Consider the following 16,555-nt stretch of genomic DNA (forward strand, 5'->3'; position numbering starts at 1 on the left):
AAGGCCCCGACATCATTGATGTCGGGGCCTTGTGGTTGTCGGGCTCCCAGCCGGGAAACCTTGTCGATGAACCTTGAGGAAATCACGCATGCAGGATGATCCACGGCAACACGACACTCGCCAGTCGGGCACGCAGTCACGCGAGACACTGCAGGATGATCCAGCCTCGGACCTCACGCTGCGGCTTGGCCATGAGGAGCTGATCATCCACCGTCGCTATGAGCTGGCCAGCATCATCAATGAGCTGGTGCTGGGCCTGCTGTTCACGATCGGCAGCGTGTGCTTCTTCTGGGAAGAGTGGATGACGCTGGGCATCTGGCTGTTCGTGATCGGCTCGCTGCAGTTGACGCTCAAGCCGATGATTCGACTGGCGCGCCGTATTTACCTCAAGCGGATGCCCGAATCGGCGCTTGACCTCTAGCAGGCGGCTTCACGGCCGGTGTGTCTCTTCGGCTCACCGGCTCTCTTGCTCCAGGGATCAGCGATAGCGATGCACGCGCAGACTCTTGAGGAAGGGCGTGTCCTCGATGCGCACGTCACCGCGGCGGGCGCGTGTGCGCTCGGTGGGCGGCGTCGGGCTTGGCTGATTGAGTGCAGGCAGACGCAGGTCATCATGCGGCAGGAACAGCGGCAGGGAGACATTCAGCGCGCGGCGCGTACGTAGCTCGCCGTCTTCGCGCATCACCGGCTCACGATAGAACAGGTTGGCTCGCATCAGCGGTGCCTGGGGCTGGATGCGGGCCAGAATCTCATTCGATGGCAAGCCAGCGAGCAGCTTGAGCTGCAGGCGTACGTGCTCGGCCTCGGTATCCAGTTTCATCAGCAAGGTCTCACACTCCGCCACGCTGACGCGCTGGATCGAGCGCCCGGAGCTGTACCAGGCAAAGCGCACTCGCGCGACTGGCGCCTCTGCCACCGGCACCCGCCGCCAGCACTGCTTGAGATGCAGTCGCGCCAGTCCATCTCCTCTCAGGTGCTGATTCAGCCCCGGATGGCGGAAGGGCAGAATCGCCTTCAGTTCGGCCAGTTGGTCGGGATATTTCTCGCGCAGCTCGGCGAAGAGCTCCGCCAGTTGCTCCTTGGCCGCGTTGAGTGCCGCGACGCGCTCGATCACCGTCGGGCCTGCTGCGACCACGCCCAGGTAGGGGCGGGTGACTCGGCCGTCCTGGCCATCCTGATACCATACGTCCTGCAACGCCTGGCTGAGCCATTCGCTATCGGCACTGACGCCATCCAGTCGCCAGAGTGGCGAATTCTCTTCTCTGACCGCGGTGATGACCTGATCGGCGGCGCTGATCTGCGTATCGAAGGCCGCTTCTATTCTGGCCATCAACTGGTATTCGGGCATGCTCTGCGTCCTGATTGCAGCAAGGGAGACGTGATTTTTTATCGCGTTATCTTGTTTAGCCTAGCGTGACCGGGATGGCAAGACAGACCATGGCGGCATGCGCGGACAGAAGAGGGGCTCCGAGAGGCTGAATCACCCGACGGGAGAGGCCGACGGCGCCGGCACCGACAGACGGAAACAGAAGAGGGCGCCACGCTGGGCGCCCTCCTGTCTCTGCGGGGGGAGGCTGTATGATCTCGATAGGGTGCTGTTATCGGGCCGGCACCTGCAAAAGCCCGATGGGCTCAGCGGTCGCGATAGCGCTCGGTGAGATCACCATAGGCATCGATGCGACGATCGCGCAGGTAAGGCCAGATGCGGCGCACGTCCTCGCCGCGCGCCAGGTCCACCTCGACCAGCAGCTCCTCGGGCTCGGTGCCGCCATGCGCCAGCAGCTCGCCCTGGGGGCCGCAGATGAAGCTGCCGCCCCAGAAGTGGATGCCTTCGCTGGCAGGCGTCGGGTCCGCTTCATGACCGACCCGGTTGGCGACGATCACCGGCACGCCATTGGCGACGCCGTGGCTGCGCTGGATCAGGGTCCAGGCATCCTTCTGGCGTGTCTGCTCGGCTTCATCGTCGCGCGGGTCCCAGCCGATGGCGGTGGGGTAGAGCAGCATCTCGGCACCGGCCAGCGCCATCAGGCGTGCGCCTTCGGGATACCACTGGTCCCAGCAGACCTGAACGCCCAGACGCCCGACCGAGGTGTCGATGGGTTCGAAGCCGCGGCGCGGGGACTGTGCGCTGGGCGCGTCGCCCGGCGTGAAGTAGAACTTCTCGTAGAAGCCGGGATCATCCGGGATGTGCATCTTGCGGAAGGTGCCGACCAGGCCAGCGGCCTTGTCGAGCACCACGGCGGTATTGTGATACACGCCCGCCGCGCGGCGCTCGAAGATGGAGCCGACGATCACCAGGCCGAGTTCGGCGGCCAGCCCGGCCAGACGCTGGGTGGTCGGGCCGTCGAGGGGCTCGGCGAGATCGAAGATCTCGGTGTCTTCGGTCTGGCAGAAGTAGTGGCTGGCATGCAGCTCCTGCAGCATCACCAGCTCAGCGCCATCGGCGGCAAGGCGACGAATGGCGGCTTCGCTGGCCGCCAGGCTTGTGTCCTTGTCGGGCCAGCCCTGTTGCTGGACGACACCGACCTTGAGTGTACGGCGGGAAGCAGTCATCACAGTGCTCCTTGAGAGGTGTTCGAGGTGGCCAGCGTGCCCTTGGGCAGTTGCATGGTCATGCAGTGCAGGCTGCCATGCTGGCGAATCACGGCGCGGCAATCGACCGGAATGATGTCACGCTTGGGGAAGGCGCTGGCGAGGGCCTTGAGAGCGATCATGTCGTGACGATCGGCGTAGGTCGGCACCAGCACGGCCCCATTGATGATCAGGAAGTTGGCGTAGGTCGCCGGCAGACGATGGCCGTCGTCCGGATCGAAGCAGGCATCCGGCCACGGCAGCGGTATCAGGAAGTACGGGTCGCCATTGGCATCGCGCAGTGCTTCAAGTTCGGCTTCCATCGCCTTGAGTGCCGGATAGTGCGGATCGTCGCGATCATCGCAGCGGACATAGGCGATGGTGCGCGGGTCGCAGAAGCGCGCCAGGGTGTCGATATGGCTGTCGGTGTCATCGCCTTCCAGGTGACCATTGGCGAGCCACAGCACGCGTTCGACCCCGAAATCGGCCTTGAGTTGCGCCTCGACCTGGGTACGGCTCAGGCCGGCATTGCGGTTGTCGTTGAGCAGGCAGGCTTCGGTGGTCAGCAGGGTGCCCTGGCCGTCGCTCTCGATGCCGCCGCCTTCCAGAATGAAGTCGCGGCTTTCCATCGGGCTTGCGTAAGCCCCTTGAGCGGCCAGCGCTCGGGTCAGGGCGTTGTCGCGGGCGGCCTCGAACTTGCCGCCCCAGCCGGTGAAGGTGTAGTCGAGCAGCACCGGCTGGCGATCACGTTCGACGGTGATGGGGCCGTGGTCGCGCGCCCAGGTGTCATCCAGCGGCGCCACGAAAAGATGCAGGCGCTCGGCGGGCACGCCGAAACCGGCGAAGCGCGCGGCGAGGCGCTCGCGGGTGGCGTCATCGCTGACGCTGATCAGCACGTGCTGATAGCGGCTGATGGCGATCACCATGGCCTCGCAGGTGGCTTCGATGCTCTCGAGCATCTCGCTCCAGTCACTGTGCGGGCTGGGCCAGCTGAGCTGGATGGCGTCCTGCGGGTGCCATTCGGCGAGCAGACGGGTGGCCATGGGCATCTCCCTGATGAAGAGGTAACGATAAAGGCGCAAGCCGCAATGCCGCGGACTCGGCGCGCGATGATAGCAGAGCCATGCGCCGACGCTAGCCCTGTGGTGCCTGACGTGCACATGTCTTGCCATGATGGCGGTTCATGTTGGCCACAGACGAAGGCTGGCAAACTGCGTTCGAATATGGCTCCATGCGCCGAGCCTGCGGAATGCGTATCATGGCCCGCGACCCTGACCCAAGGAATCGACTTCGATGCTGCTGGATCGCCTACCCTTTCTGATCGGCCTGCGCTATACCCGCGCCAAGCGCCGTAACCATTTCATTTCCTTCATTTCCTTGACCTCGATGCTGGGGCTGTCGCTGGGCGTCGCCGTGCTGATTCTGGTGCTGTCGGTGATGAACGGCTTCGACCATGAGCTGCGAACCCGCGTGCTGGGCATGGTGCCGCATGTGCGCGTCGAGGCGCGTGACAGCGTCACCGACTGGGAGACGCTGGCCGGCAAGCTGCGCGAGAAGCCGCATGTCGTCGGTGCGGCGCCCTATATCGAGCAGCAGGGCATGTTCACCACCAACGGTCGCAACAAGGGTGCGTTGGTCACCGGTATCGATCCGTCCGCGGAGGATCAGGTCTCGATCATCAGCGAGCACATGGTGCAGGGCAGTCTGGCGGATCTCACGCCCGGCAGCTGGGGCATCGTGATGGGCGAGCTACTGGCGCGCAATCTGGGCGTCGGCGTGGGGGACAGCGTCACGCTCTTGGTGCCCGAGGCCTCCATCACGCCGGGAGGCATCTTCCCGCGCCTCAAGCGCTTCACGGTGACCGGTATCTTCAAGGTCGGCGCGGACGTCGATGCCAGCCTTGCCTACACCGATATCTCGGACATGGCCAAGCTGGCACGCTTCAATGAGGGTGACGTCCAGGGGGTGCGCCTGAAGCTCGATGACCTGTTCAGCGCCGATCAGGTCACGCGTGACATCGTCAGCCAGCTGGGGCCGCAGTATCGCGGCATGGACTGGAAGCGCACCCACGGCAACCTGTTCGCCGCCATCCAGATGGAGAAGAACATGATCGGCCTGCTGCTGATGGTGATCGTCGCCGTCGCGGCCTTCAACATCGTCTCGACGCTGGTGATGATGGTGACGGACAAGCACGCCGACATCGCCATTCTGCGTACTCTCGGGGCCAGGCCCGGTTCCATCATGGGCATCTTCATCGTGCAGGGGCTGACCATCGGCGTGTTGGGCATCATCATCGGTGCCATCGCCGGGGTGGCGCTGGCGCTGAGCGTCTCCGACATCATCGCCTGGGTGCAGTCGACCTTCGGTATCCAGTTCCTGGACCCCAACGTCTACTTCATCAGCTATCTGCCATCGCGCCTCGAGATGAGCGACATGGGCATCATCATCGGCTCCGCGCTGGTGCTGAGCTTCCTGTCGACGCTGTATCCGGCCTGGCGCGCCTCGCGCATCCAGCCGGCGGAGGTGCTGCGCTATGAGTAATCCGTCGACATCGTCTGATGCATCCACCCGTTCCGCTGCTGGAGACACCGCCATGCCGACGCCGGCTTCTGACACTCACGCGCCGGATCAGGCCCACGGCAAGCCGATGCTGATCTGTGAGCGCCTGAGCCGCAGTTACGATGAGGGCCCGCAAGAGGTGCAGGTGCTCGACGAGCTGGAACTGCGCGTGCATGCCGGTGAACGAGTCGCCGTGGTCGGCAGCTCCGGCTCCGGCAAGACTACGCTGCTCAATCTGCTCGGTGGGCTGGACCATCCCACCCAGGGCATCGTGAAGGTGGCCGGCCAGCGCCTGTCCGAACTCAGCGAGTCGGCGCTGGGCAGCTTCCGCAATCAGCACATCGGCTTCGTGTATCAGTTCCACCATCTGCTGGCGGAATTCAGTGCCGAAGAAAACGTGGCGATGCCGTTGATCATCCGTGGCCACAAGCGTTCCGAGGCTGCCGTCAAGGCGCGCAAGCTGCTGGAGCGGGTCGGCATGGCGCCGCGCGCCGATCACAAGCCGGGCGAGCTGTCCGGGGGTGAGCGCCAGCGCGTCGCCATCGCGCGTGCGCTGGTGACGGACCCGAGTCTGGTGCTGATGGATGAGCCGACCGGCAACCTGGATCAGACCACGGCGGCGCGTATTCTCGAGCTGATGGATGACATCGCGCGCGAAGCGCAGGCGGCCTTCATCATCGTGACCCACGACAACGGTCTGGCCGCGCACCAGCACCGTGTGCTGCGTCTGGACGGCGGCAAGCTGCACGAGGATTGAATCGAGCCGCTGACTGATTCACGCTAGCCAGAAAGCCAAACGCCCCGCCATCTCTCGATGGCGGGGCGTTTTTCATGCGTGTCTGTCGGCAGTGTTCAGAGCTTGTCCGTGTCCTGCTCAGCGTTCTGGCGTGATGATTGCTCCTTGCTGCAACGCCTGGCGGCCAGGCGCGCCTTGCGGCGGCTGCGCCAGTTGCGCACTACCTGATAGCGCCACAAGAGGCGGACAAGCATGTTGCCCAGCAGTGCCAGGACGACGGCGCTGACCAGCGAACCCAGCGCCAGAGCGGGCAGGATGTCTTCCAGCTGATTGGCGAACCAGGCCGCGGATACCTGCTCCGGCATCACGCGTGCGGGCGTGTCGAGCATCCAGGCGCCCACGCGGTAGGTCGCGTAGTAGACCACCGGCATGGTCAGCGGGTTGGTCACCCACACCAGACCCACCGACAGCGCGAGGTTGCAGCGCAGTGCCCAGGCACCGAAGGCGGCCACCACCATCTGGAAGGGAATCGGCAGCAGCGCACAGAACAGCCCCACCATGCAGGCATTGGCCACAGTGCGTCGCGACAACGCCCACAGTGCGGGATCGGCGATCAGGTGATGCATGAAGCGCAGCGACTTCTTGCGCTTGAGGGCATCCGGTTCCGGCATGAGCCGCTTGAGTAGACGACGAGGCATGACTTGGCCATTTGGCATTCAACGCCGGCCATTATCCATACATGGCTGCAGGACTGCCATGCTGACTGTGCAGTTATCCGGTTAGTGATCTGCAACCCGCGTGTCTCGATTCGGCACTGAGTACAGCAAAGCCCGCGCGATGCCTGACGGGCTGCGCCATGGGTGACCTTGCAAGAGGCCAGCAACATGCCAGGTGCCACCGTGAACAAATCTTCCCATCCCGCTCGATTCTGGCTGTCACCGGCCTCGCTGGCCCAGCTGCTGACGGGGCTGGTGGCGGGCATCTGGCTGTCACGCCAGGGCGAGTGGGGCGCGGATTGGCAGTCACGCTCATCGGCAGGGCTCGGCGCGCAGGAGGGTGGGACGCATGGTTGGGCCGCCTTCATGACGCTGAGCGACAACCTGTTGCTGGCCGCCTTGCTGCTCTGCTGGCTCATGGTGGCAGGGGCCTTGGCAGTCACTCCCACCCGTGCTTGCCCGCATTCTGCTTCCGACGCCGGGTCACGCCGCTCTCGGCTCGGAGCCTTGAGCCTTCGGTTCTCGGCAGCGCTGGGGGGCGGGCTGTTGATCAGTCTTCTGCAGCAGCCGATCGTGATGGCGGAGGCGCTGACGCGCCAGGAGCTGTGGCTGGAAGGCCGGGTCGAGCAGGTCAATCGCGCGCTGCCGACACCTGATGAATCGGTGCGCCTGGTGCTGCGTGTCTCGCGCTGTGATCTCTTCCAGCCGACGGAGTCACCCAACGCGGATGCCGGGCGTCTGGCCGCCTGTCATCGCCTGCTGGATCAGCGAGTGCAGCTTCGGCGCTACTGGCCACACAAGCCACCCCGCGATATCGCGACACGCGAGGCGCTGGCGACTCCCTGGCAGGCCGGTGAGCGCTGGCGCATGGTCGTGCGTCTGGTGCCGCCTCATGGCGCCAGCAACCCGGCATTCGGGCGCTCAGCGAGCCCGGCGGAGTTTGATCGTGTCGCCTGGCTATGGCGCGAAGGTATCGTCGCCACGGGGTATGTGCGCCAACTGTCTCTTGCGCAGCGCCTGGCGCCACCAGGCGGGCTGGCAGCGCTGCGCCTTCATGCCGAGCAGGCGCTATGGCAGCGCTGTGGCGCGGGCGAAGGCGGGGCACTGGTCGACTGGCCGGGGTCGCCCTGTCGCTGGCTGGCGGCACTGACGCTGGGCAAGGCCGCGGCACTGACCCACGACGACTGGGACACGCTGAACGCTACTGGGCTGACGCATCTGGCGGTGGTGTCGGGGCTGCATGTCGGCCTGATGGCCAGCCTGGTGCTGGGGCTGAGTTTCGGCGTGCTGCGCCTCTGGCGACCGGGCGGGTGGCGATTCAGTGTGGCGCCCTGGTGGCTTGCCTGTCTGGCGGCCTGGAGTTTCGCCTTGCTGGCAGGCCTGGCGCCGCCGGCCCTGCGCGCCGCCTTGATGGTGACGGTCGGGCTCTGGATGGCGAGTGGCCGTAGCGGCCTGGGTGTCTGGCAGGTCTGGATGCTGGCGCTGATGCTGGTGCTGGGGCTGGACCCGCTGGCACTGTGGCGCCCGGGTACCTGGCTATCATTCATCGCCGTGGCGGTGTTGTTGCTGGCCTGGCAGGGCCGCTCGCGACCGCGGGGAGTGCGCGGCTGGTGTCTGGCCACGTTGCGCAGCCAGTGGTTGCTGACGCTGGTCATGGGTGCGGCCCTGCTGCTTTCGCGCGGCCAGCTGTCCTGGCTGTCGCTGCCGATGAATCTGCTGATGGCGCCCCTGGTGACGTTATTGATCGTGCCGCTTGGCATGCTGGGCTGGGGGCTTGCGGGACTCGAGCAGCTGTTGCTGTTCACGGGACTCGTCCCGTCACGGCTCACAGGCATGCTCGCTGACGGTGTGTTCAGTGGCGGTCTATGGCAGCTGCTGGCACAGGGCATGGCGCAGGTGATGGAGATATTGTCTTCGCTTGCGTCGACGCAGGGGCGCTGGCCGCAGGTGCCAATGGCGGCGGGGGTGTCTGGCGCCACTCCCTCGGCCTTGATCCTGATGCTCGCGGTCATGGCCCTTCTATGTGCCTGGCTGGCGGAGGGTGTGCCGGGCCTCGATGGCCGTCTGAAGCGCCTCTGTGGCACCGTGGCACTCTGCTGGGGGCTGTCACTGGCGGCGCTGACCTTGCCGTGGTCACCGACTGCGCTGGCCACCGCCGGGCGGGACGCCGGCACGCGCGCGACAGAGGTCGCCTCGTTCTCGCCCGGGGCGCCCGCGCTCAGTCTGACGGTGCATGATGTCGGGCAGGGGCTGGCGATTTCGCTGCGCAGTCATCTTGCTGCGAGCATCGGCATCGGTACTTCACGCCAGACGCCGAGACACTGGCGATATGATCTGGGCATGGCATCACGCCATGCCGGCGCTCGCTTGCCGGGGCCAATGCCCGTGGCGGGAGAGCCGATCGGCGTGATCGTGAGTCACGGGGATGGTGACCATGCCGGCGGCCTGCAGGCGCTGTCTGCCGAGGAGATCGCTTCCTTGTGGGTGCCGGCCGGGCAGCGAGCGAGACTGGCGCATCAGGTAAGCTGGCTCGATGAGGTGGCGATGCGAGAGTGTGTCGCCGGGCGCAGCATCATCCTTGGTCAGTTACAGGGCGAGCCGGTGCGCCTTGAGATGCTGTGGCCGCCAGCAGGGTTGACGACTCGACGTGACAACGCGCACTCCTGTGTGGTCTTGATAGCACATGGCGCGCGCCCACTGGCGTTGCTGAACGGCGATATCGGCCTGCAGGAGGAGCGCGAGTTGCAAGCGACGCTGGGCAGACGACTGGCCGGACGCAGCTTGCCGTTGCTGGTGGTCGCACATCACGGCAGCCGCACCAGCAGTGGTGATGGCTGGCTTGAGAGCCTGGCGGCGCGTCACGCGATTGTCAGCGCCGGTCGCTACAATCCGCATGGTCATCCGCATCCGGACGTGGTGGAGCGTCTGGCGCGTCATGTCGAGTGTCTCTGGCATGTCGGCCTGGATGGCGCCTTGCACTGGGAGTGGTGGCCGCAGGGGGAGCGGCTGCAACCAGCACGCAGGGCTGGCGGTATCGGAGTGAGGTGCCTTGGGGTAAAATCCGCTGGATGATCAGATGTATGGCGGATTCATGCGGCCTGCGCGACAGGGACGGCGCGTGACATCTGACACGACAAAAATGGTGCCCGCAGAGGCATCGAGACCAAGGGAGAGGTCACATGCTGGAAGCCTTGTACGCAGGGGGAGTCTTGATGCTCCCCATCCTCGGATGTTCCGTCGTGGCACTGGCCATCGTTCTCGAGCGCCTGTGGACACTGCGCACGCGTCGCATCGCGCCGAAGGGACTGGGGCAGCAGGTGTGTGAACTGATCAGCCAAGGACAGGTCAATGTGTACTGGCTGGAGAGTCATTCGCCGCTGGGCAATGTGCTGGCGGCGGGACTGCGCAATGCGCGCCTGGGCAATGAGCAGGTACGCGCGCGCATGCAGGAATCGGCCGTGGCCGTGATTCATGACATGGAGCGCTTCCTGAGTCCGCTGGGCACCATCGCCGCCATCACGCCGCTTTTGGGGCTGCTGGGCACAGTGGTGGGCATGATCGACGTCTTTGCCGTGATCGTCGATGCGGGCAGCGCCGAGCGAGCCCAGGAGCTGGCCGGCGGGATTTCCCAGGCGCTGGTGACGACGGCCTCCGGATTGACGGTGGCGATTCCGGCACTGATGTTCCATCGCTATTTCCAGCGCTGTGTCGAGGACATCACCGTCAACATGGAGGAGCAGGCAGGGCAGGTGGTGGAGTATATCTCGCACCATCAGGGCGAGCTCGGGCTGGCCGAGAGCCACGACGGCATCGACCGTCGCCCGGGCCAGCGCCGCGGCCAGGTGCCGGAGCCCCATGAGCGTCTGCCGGAAGACCTGCCGGCTTACATGCGTCGTGACGCCGATGATCCCTATGGTGGCGATGATGGCAAGGGGGCAGGTGCCGGGAGGCCGTCATGAGGTTTCCGCGTCGCCGGCGTGAGTCGGTGGAGGTCAACCTCACCCCGCTGATCGACGTGGTGTTTCTGCTGCTGATCTTCTTCATGGTCTCGACCACCTTCGATAGCCGTCGAGCGCTGGACCTCATTCTGCCGCAGTCCAGTCAGGCCAGCGCGGTAGAGCAGGCGCCCTTGATTTTGAGCATCGGAGCAGCAGGTGATTTTACGCTCGGCGAGGCAAGCCTCGGCGAGGATGAACTGGGAGCGCAACTTGCGCAGTACAAGAACCAGGCAGATCGCTTCGGGTTGATCCTCGAAGCCGATGGCCGCACGCCCCACGCCAAGGTGGTCACGGCGCTGGACGCCGCCGCTGAAGTGGGTATCACCCGTGTGCGCATCAGTACGCGTATCGGGACGGAATCATCATCACCGGATGCCCCATGAGGGCGCCGCCCAAGTCTATGGAGACCCCGTGAGTCGCGACTCCACCTGGATTCATTACCGCCGCTTGCTCGGCTATGTTCGCCCGCACTGGAAGATGTTTCTTGCCGCCGTCATCGGCTACATCATCTACGGTGCCTCGAGTACGGCGCTGGCCGAGATGATGAAGCGCCTGATCGACGGCATCCAGAATCCTGACGCCCAGTTCAGACTGTTCCTGCCGCTGTTCGTGATCGGCATGTTCGCCGTGCGCGGCGTCGGCACCTTCCTGGGCACCTATTGCATGAGTGATGTGGCGCGCAACGTGGTGCACACCCTGCGCACCACGGTGTTCAACCACATGCTGCATCTGCCGGGGCGCTATTTCGACGAGAACTCCACCGGCCATCTCATCACCCGTGTCACCTATCATGTCGAGCAGATCACCGGCGCGGCCACCAAGGCGCTGACCATCATCCTGCGCGAAGGTTTCTTCGTGCTCGGCCTGCTGGGCTATCTGTTCTGGACCAACTGGAAGCTGACGCTGGTCTTCATCGCGGTCACGCCGCTGATCGGCTGGGTGGTCAGCTATGCCAGCAAGCGCTTCCGCAAGCTCTCCAAGCGCATTCAGGGCTCGATGGGCGAGGTGACCCACGTGGCCTCCGAGGCGCTGTCCGGCCACCGGATCGTGCGTACTCACGGTGCCGAGGATTACGAGAAGGCACGCTTTGCGGCGGTCAGTGAGTACAACCGCGAGCAGAAGATGAAGGAAGCGCTGACCAAGGCCACCGCCACGCCGGTCATCCAGCTGTTGATCGCCGTGGCGCTGGCCACGCTGGTGTGGCTGGCGATGGCGCCGGAACTGATGGCCGGCATGAGCGCCGGTGAGTTCGTCGGCTTCATCACCGCTGCTTCGATGATGGCCAAGCCGGTGCGTCAGTTGACCGAAGTCAACGGCGAGATCCAGAAGGGCATGGCGGCCTCGGAAGAACTGTTCGGTCTGCTGGATATGCCGGCAGAGCCGGACAACGGCACCCTGGTGCCCGAGGGTCGTCTCGAGGGGCGTGTGCGCTTCGACAATGTCCACTTCCGCTATGCAGATCATCAGCAGGAGGTGCTCAAGGGTATCGATCTGGAGGTGAAGCCAGGGCAGATGGTCGCCATCGTCGGGCGTTCGGGATCGGGCAAGTCGACGTTGATGAGCCTGTTGCCGCGCTTCTACGCACCGACCACCGGCCGCATCCTGATCGACGATGTCGCCATCGAGGACTACAAGCTGCGACCGATGCGTCAGCAGATCGCGCTGGTCTCGCAGAATGTCACCCTGTTCAATGCCGACCTGACCGCCAACATTGCCTACGGCACCGGCGAGGTCGACAAGGCGCGGGTGGAAGAGGCGGCGCGTGCGGCCTATGCCCACGAATTCATCGAGCGCATGAGTGAAGGCTACGACACCATCGTCGGCGACAATGGCGTGATGCTCTCCGGTGGTCAGCGCCAGCGTATCGCCATCGCGCGCGCCATCTACAAGGACTCGCCGATTCTGGTGCTGGATGAGGCCACCTCGGCGCTGGATACCGAATCAGAACGCTATATCCAGCGCGCGCTGGAAGAAGTGTGTCAGGGCCGGACGACCTTCGTGATCGCCCACCGTCTGTCCACCATCGAGAAGGCGGACCGCATTCTGGTGATGGATGATGGCGAGATCATCGAAGACGGCACCCACGAATCATTGATTGCTCAGGAAGGTGCTTATGCCGCGCTGCATCGCATCCAGTTCCGGGAGACGGCAGACGCATGAGTGAACGACTGGTAGACGCCTGGTATCGTGGCGCCGGCTGGCTGCACCTGCTGCGCCCGCTGGAACATGTCTACAGGAATGTGGTGGCGCGCAAGCGCAATGCCTATCTCACCGGCAAGCGTGAGGTCTGGAAGGCGCCGGTGCCGGTGATCGTGATCGGCAACATCACCGTCGGTGGCACCGGCAAGTCGCCGCTGGTCGCCTGGCTGGGGCGCTGGTTGAGCGAGCAGGGCTGGCGCCCGGGCATCATCTCGCGCGGCTACGGTGGGCATTCGCCGCGCTACCCCCTCTACGTGCAGGCCGATACCGATCCCCAGCATGCCGGCGATGAGCCGGTGATGCTGGCCCAGCAGACCGGCCTGCCGGTGGCGGTCGACCCGGATCGTCCGAGTGCGGCGCGGCGCCTGATTGCCGCGGGCTGCGACATCCTGCTCTCCGATGACGGCCTGCAGCACCATGCTCTGGGGCGCGATATCGAGCTGGTGGTCGTGGACGGTGAGCGTGCCTTCGGCAATCAGCGTTGCCTGCCCGCTGGGCCGCTGCGCGAGCCGTTGTCGCGCCTTGCCAGTGTCGATGCGGTGATCTCCAACGGTGTCATCGACTGCTCGCGCCTGCCGGTGGAGTCGCATTGCATGACGCTGACGCCGGTTCACTGGCGCCATCTGATCGACGACGTGCGCTATCCTGCCCACCAGCTGCCGTTCAGTGGTCAGGTGCATGCGTTGGCCGGTATCGGCAATCCGCAGCGCTTCTTCCGCACCCTGACCAATCTCGGGGTCGATCATCTGCCGTGTCCGCTGGCGGACCACCATCGTTTCACGCCGACGGATCTGCGCTTTTCCGACAATCTGCCTGTGGTGATGACCGCCAAGGACGCCGTCAAGTGTCGCAGCTTCGCCAATGAGCGCTGCTGGGCGCTGGATGTCGAGGCGCGCCCGGATCAGGCGCTGGTGGACTGGCTCGCCAAACGCCTTGAGGCGCTCTGAGGGCTTGATCGCTGAATTTTCTTTCTTTTCTGCTGTTATTCCGGAGATGTCTCGATGGACAAGGAACTGCTCGCGCTGCTGGTCTGCCCGCTGTGTCAGGCCAAGCTGACCTATGATGCGGCGAATGCCGAGCTCAAGTGCTTCTACGATGGCCTCGCCTATCCGGTACGCGACGGCATTCCCGTCATGCTGGAAGAAGAAGCGCGCCAGATGGATGCCGACGAGAAGCTCAAGGGGAGCCGCGGCTGATGAGTGACCTTCTGCAGCAGGGGCAGGCAGACGACAGCCGTTCAGAGAGCGAGGCCGGTTTCGTGGTCGTGATTCCGGCGCGCTTCAACTCCTCACGCCTGCCGGGCAAGCCCTTGGCGGACATTCATGGCCAGCCGATGATCAAGCATGTCTGGCGCAATGCCTGCGCCAGTCAGGCCAGTCGGGTCGTGATCGCCACCGATGACGAGCGCATCCGTGAGGTCTGTGAAGGCTTCGGGGCCGAGGTGGTAATGACGCGTGCCGATCATCCCAGCGGGACGGACCGTCTTGCCGAGGTGGTCACGCTGCTGGCGCTGGCCCCGGAGACCCTGGTGGTCAACGTCCAGGGCGATGAGCCGTTGCTGCCGGCGGCGTTGATCGATCAGGTGGCGGTACGCCTCGAGGAAGACGCGGGGGCCTCGATCGCCACGCTGGCGGAGTCGATCGCCAGCGTCGACAGCCTGTTCAACCCCAATGTGGTCAAGGTGGTGCGTGACCTGCGTGGGCGTGCCCTGTACTTCTCGCGCGCGCCTATCCCGTGGGACCGCGAGCACTTCACCACGCCGCCGGACATGCTGGCCACCGATTCCTGGCTGCGTCATATCGGCCTCTACGCCTACCGTGCCAGCTTCCTGACCGATTACGTCGACTGGCTGCCGGCCCCGCTGGAGCAGCTTGAACAGCTCGAACAGCTGCGCGCGCTGTATCATGGTCATGCCATCCAGGTAGCCATTGCCTGCACGGCGCATCCGGCAGGTGTCGACACGCCGGAGGACCTCGAGCGCGTGCGCGACTGGCTGGCGCAAGCAGCGGCAGGCAGCGAGAGCGGAGAGGCCTGATGAGCGAGCTTCTTGAGCAACTGGCCCAGCGTCAGGCGCCATTGGAGCGCATCCTGATGGTGTGCCTGGGCAATATCTGTCGCTCACCGAGTGCCGAAGGCGTGTTGCGCGCGGCGCTGACGCGCCATGGCCTGGATCAGGTCGTCACGGTGGACAGCTGCGGCACCAGTGACTGGCATGTCGGCGGTCAGCCTGATTCGCGGGCCATCGCGCATGCAGCCAGGCGCGGCCATGACATCAGCACGCTGCGTGCCCGTCAGTTGTGCGAGCAGGACTTTCACGATTTCGATCTGATTCTGGTGATGGACGACGCCAATCTTGCCGATACCCGTGCCTTGGCTGCGCGCAGCAACAGTGGTGATCAAGCGCTGATCGGTCGCCTGCTGGACCTGCTGCCGACTCCGCTGCCCGCGTCGGCAGCGGGCAGTCGTGAGGTACCGGACCCCTACACCGGGGGCCCCGATGCCTTCGAGCGTGTGCTGGACCTGATCGATGTGGCCTGCGAGGCGCTCATCGCGGCACTGCCTGCAGCGACCACGGCGCGGGCGCGCTCATGACACAGGTATCCAGTGATCAGAACGCTGGCGACACCTCGCAACGAGAGGGTGTGGCGCTGGATAGCTGCAATACCCTGGGCTTCTCGGCGCGTGCCCGTGCCCTGAGTGAGCCACACACCATCGAGGCGGCCAGGGCGCAAGTGCTGGCCTCCCGGCAGGCTGGTGAGCGTCTGGTGGTGATCGGCGGCGGCAGCAATCTGGTGTTGCTGCCGTGGCTGGATGCCCATGTCATGCGCCCGGCCTTTGACGAGGTCACCATCACGCCAGCAGAAGACGGCCTGACGGCCACGGTCTCTGTCGAGGCCGGCAAGCGCTGGCATGCCCTGGTGATGGAGCTGGCCGCCGCCGGCTGGTGGGGCTATGAAAATCTGGCGCTGATTCCCGGTTGCTGCGGTGCGGCGCCTATCCAGAATATCGGCGCCTATGGCGTCGAGCTGGCAGACCACTTGCTGCGTCTGGAAGTCATGTCGCTGGAAGATGGCAGCTGCCGTTGGATGAATCGTGAGGAATGCGGTTTCGGCTATCGCGACAGCATCTTCAAGGGCGCGCTTGAGCATCGCGTGCTGATCACGCGCCTGGAGTTGCAGGTATCGCGCCAGGCGGCGCCCCGGCTCGGTTATGGTGATCTCGCCCAGCGCGTCAGTGCGGCGCTGCCGCAAGGGGAGGAGGCGACGCCGTTGCAGGTCGCCCGGGCGGTGATTGCCACGCGCAGTGAGAAGTTGCCCGACCCCGCGCAACTCGGCAATGCCGGCAGTTTCTTCAAGAATCCACAGCTTCCCCAGGCTGAGGCCCAGGCGCTGCTGACCCGCTTCCCGAGCTTGCCGCATTACCCGCAGGCCGATGGCAGCATCAAGCTGGCAGCAGGCTGGCTGATCGATCAATGTGGTCTCAAGGGCGCGCGCAGAGGCCATGTCGGCGTGCATGCTCAGCAGGCGCTGGTGCTGGTGCACTTCGGCGAGGGGGCCGTCACGGAGCTGCTGGCACTGGCGCAGGAGGTGCGCGAGGCCGTTCACGCCCGTTTCGGTGTCTGGCTCGAACAGGAGCCGCGCGAGCTGGGGATGATGCCTGAAGGGTAATGCCCGAGGACTGAGGCCCAGCGTCGTGTACACTGAGCTATACGCTGAAAACAAGAACGCCCCGCAGGCAAGCCTGCGGGGCGTTCTTGTTTTCATCTGACTTGCTGC

At 65.0% G+C, this 16,555-nt stretch carries 16 protein-coding genes; 12 read left to right on the forward strand and 4 right to left on the reverse strand.

Features of this window, described 5'->3' with window-relative positions; translation table 11 throughout:
- The first annotated feature begins 88 nt into the window (after positions 1 to 88).
- A complete protein-coding gene (locus tag FLM52_04375) occupies positions 89 to 421 on the forward strand; it encodes a hypothetical protein (protein NVN55032.1) in 333 nt (110 codons plus the stop codon).
- A gap of 57 nt (positions 422 to 478) precedes the next feature.
- On the opposite strand, the gene FLM52_04380 is transcribed toward FLM52_04375, so the two are convergent.
- The 3 genes from FLM52_04380 to FLM52_04390 form a co-directional block, all read right to left on the reverse strand.
- Entirely contained in the window at positions 479 to 1,348 is an 870-nt protein-coding gene (locus tag FLM52_04380) for a DNA replication terminus site-binding protein (GenBank protein ID NVN55033.1), read from the reverse strand.
- A 284-nt stretch (positions 1,349 to 1,632) separates the two neighbouring features.
- Positions 1,633 to 2,553 carry a carbon-nitrogen hydrolase gene (locus FLM52_04385; protein NVN55034.1) on the reverse strand — a complete coding sequence of 307 codons (921 nt, stop codon included), beginning with the start codon at positions 2,551 to 2,553 and terminating at the stop codon, positions 1,633 to 1,635.
- Entirely contained in the window at positions 2,553 to 3,614 is a 1,062-nt protein-coding gene (locus FLM52_04390; protein NVN55035.1) for an agmatine deiminase family protein, read from the reverse strand. Before FLM52_04390 ends, FLM52_04385 begins: the two co-directional genes overlap by 1 nt.
- 253 nt (positions 3,615 to 3,867) lie before the next feature.
- Between FLM52_04390 and FLM52_04395 the strand changes: the two genes are divergently transcribed.
- Complete coding sequence (locus FLM52_04395) at positions 3,868 to 5,112, forward strand: lipoprotein-releasing ABC transporter permease subunit (GenBank protein ID NVN55036.1); 1,245 nt, start codon at positions 3,868 to 3,870, stop codon at positions 5,110 to 5,112.
- A 52-nt stretch (positions 5,113 to 5,164) separates the two neighbouring features.
- Positions 5,165 to 5,887, forward strand: coding sequence for an ATP-binding cassette domain-containing protein (locus tag FLM52_04400; GenBank protein ID NVN55037.1), 723 nt, complete (start codon positions 5,165 to 5,167; stop codon positions 5,885 to 5,887).
- A 95-nt stretch (positions 5,888 to 5,982) separates the two neighbouring features.
- Here the strand turns inward: FLM52_04400 and FLM52_04405 are convergent, their stop codons facing one another.
- Positions 5,983 to 6,564 carry a DUF2062 domain-containing protein gene (locus FLM52_04405; GenBank protein NVN55038.1) on the reverse strand — a complete coding sequence of 194 codons (582 nt, stop codon included), beginning with the start codon at positions 6,562 to 6,564 and terminating at the stop codon, positions 5,983 to 5,985.
- A 186-nt stretch (positions 6,565 to 6,750) separates the two neighbouring features.
- On the opposite strand from FLM52_04405, the gene FLM52_04410 reads away from it, so the two are divergent.
- The 9 genes from FLM52_04410 (at position 6,751) to murB (ending at position 16,447) form a co-directional block, all read left to right on the forward strand.
- Entirely contained in the window at positions 6,751 to 9,654 is a 2,904-nt protein-coding gene (locus FLM52_04410; protein ID NVN55039.1) for a DUF4131 domain-containing protein, read from the forward strand.
- Between the two features lie 107 nt (positions 9,655 to 9,761).
- Entirely contained in the window at positions 9,762 to 10,541 is a 780-nt protein-coding gene (locus FLM52_04415; protein NVN55040.1) for a MotA/TolQ/ExbB proton channel family protein, read from the forward strand.
- Entirely contained in the window at positions 10,538 to 10,963 is a 426-nt protein-coding gene (locus FLM52_04420) for a biopolymer transporter ExbD (protein NVN55041.1), read from the forward strand. The genes FLM52_04415 and FLM52_04420 overlap by 4 nt, the downstream gene beginning before the upstream one ends.
- A complete protein-coding gene (gene msbA, locus FLM52_04425; GenBank protein NVN55042.1) occupies positions 10,953 to 12,740 on the forward strand; it encodes a lipid A export permease/ATP-binding protein MsbA in 1,788 nt (595 codons plus the stop codon). The genes FLM52_04420 and msbA overlap by 11 nt, the downstream gene beginning before the upstream one ends.
- Positions 12,737 to 13,726: a tetraacyldisaccharide 4'-kinase gene (locus tag FLM52_04430; GenBank protein NVN55043.1), complete on the forward strand. Its 990-nt coding sequence runs from the start codon at positions 12,737 to 12,739 to the stop codon at positions 13,724 to 13,726. The genes msbA and FLM52_04430 overlap by 4 nt, the downstream gene beginning before the upstream one ends.
- A gap of 54 nt (positions 13,727 to 13,780) precedes the next feature.
- Positions 13,781 to 13,975 (forward strand): Trm112 family protein, encoded by a 195-nt coding sequence (locus FLM52_04435; GenBank protein NVN55044.1) that lies wholly within the window; start codon positions 13,781 to 13,783, stop codon positions 13,973 to 13,975.
- A complete protein-coding gene (kdsB, locus tag FLM52_04440) occupies positions 13,975 to 14,814 on the forward strand; it encodes a 3-deoxy-manno-octulosonate cytidylyltransferase (protein ID NVN55045.1) in 840 nt (279 codons plus the stop codon). The genes FLM52_04435 and kdsB overlap by 1 nt, the downstream gene beginning before the upstream one ends.
- Positions 14,814 to 15,371 carry a low molecular weight phosphotyrosine protein phosphatase gene (locus FLM52_04445; GenBank protein NVN55046.1) on the forward strand — a complete coding sequence of 186 codons (558 nt, stop codon included), beginning with the start codon at positions 14,814 to 14,816 and terminating at the stop codon, positions 15,369 to 15,371. The genes kdsB and FLM52_04445 overlap by 1 nt, the downstream gene beginning before the upstream one ends.
- Entirely contained in the window at positions 15,368 to 16,447 is a 1,080-nt protein-coding gene (gene murB / locus FLM52_04450; protein NVN55047.1) for a UDP-N-acetylmuramate dehydrogenase, read from the forward strand. The genes FLM52_04445 and murB overlap by 4 nt, the downstream gene beginning before the upstream one ends.
- Positions 16,448 to 16,555 lie beyond the last annotated feature (108 nt).

The organism is bacterium Scap17, from assembly GCA_013376735.1.
Lineage (GTDB): Bacteria > Pseudomonadota > Gammaproteobacteria > Pseudomonadales > Halomonadaceae > Cobetia.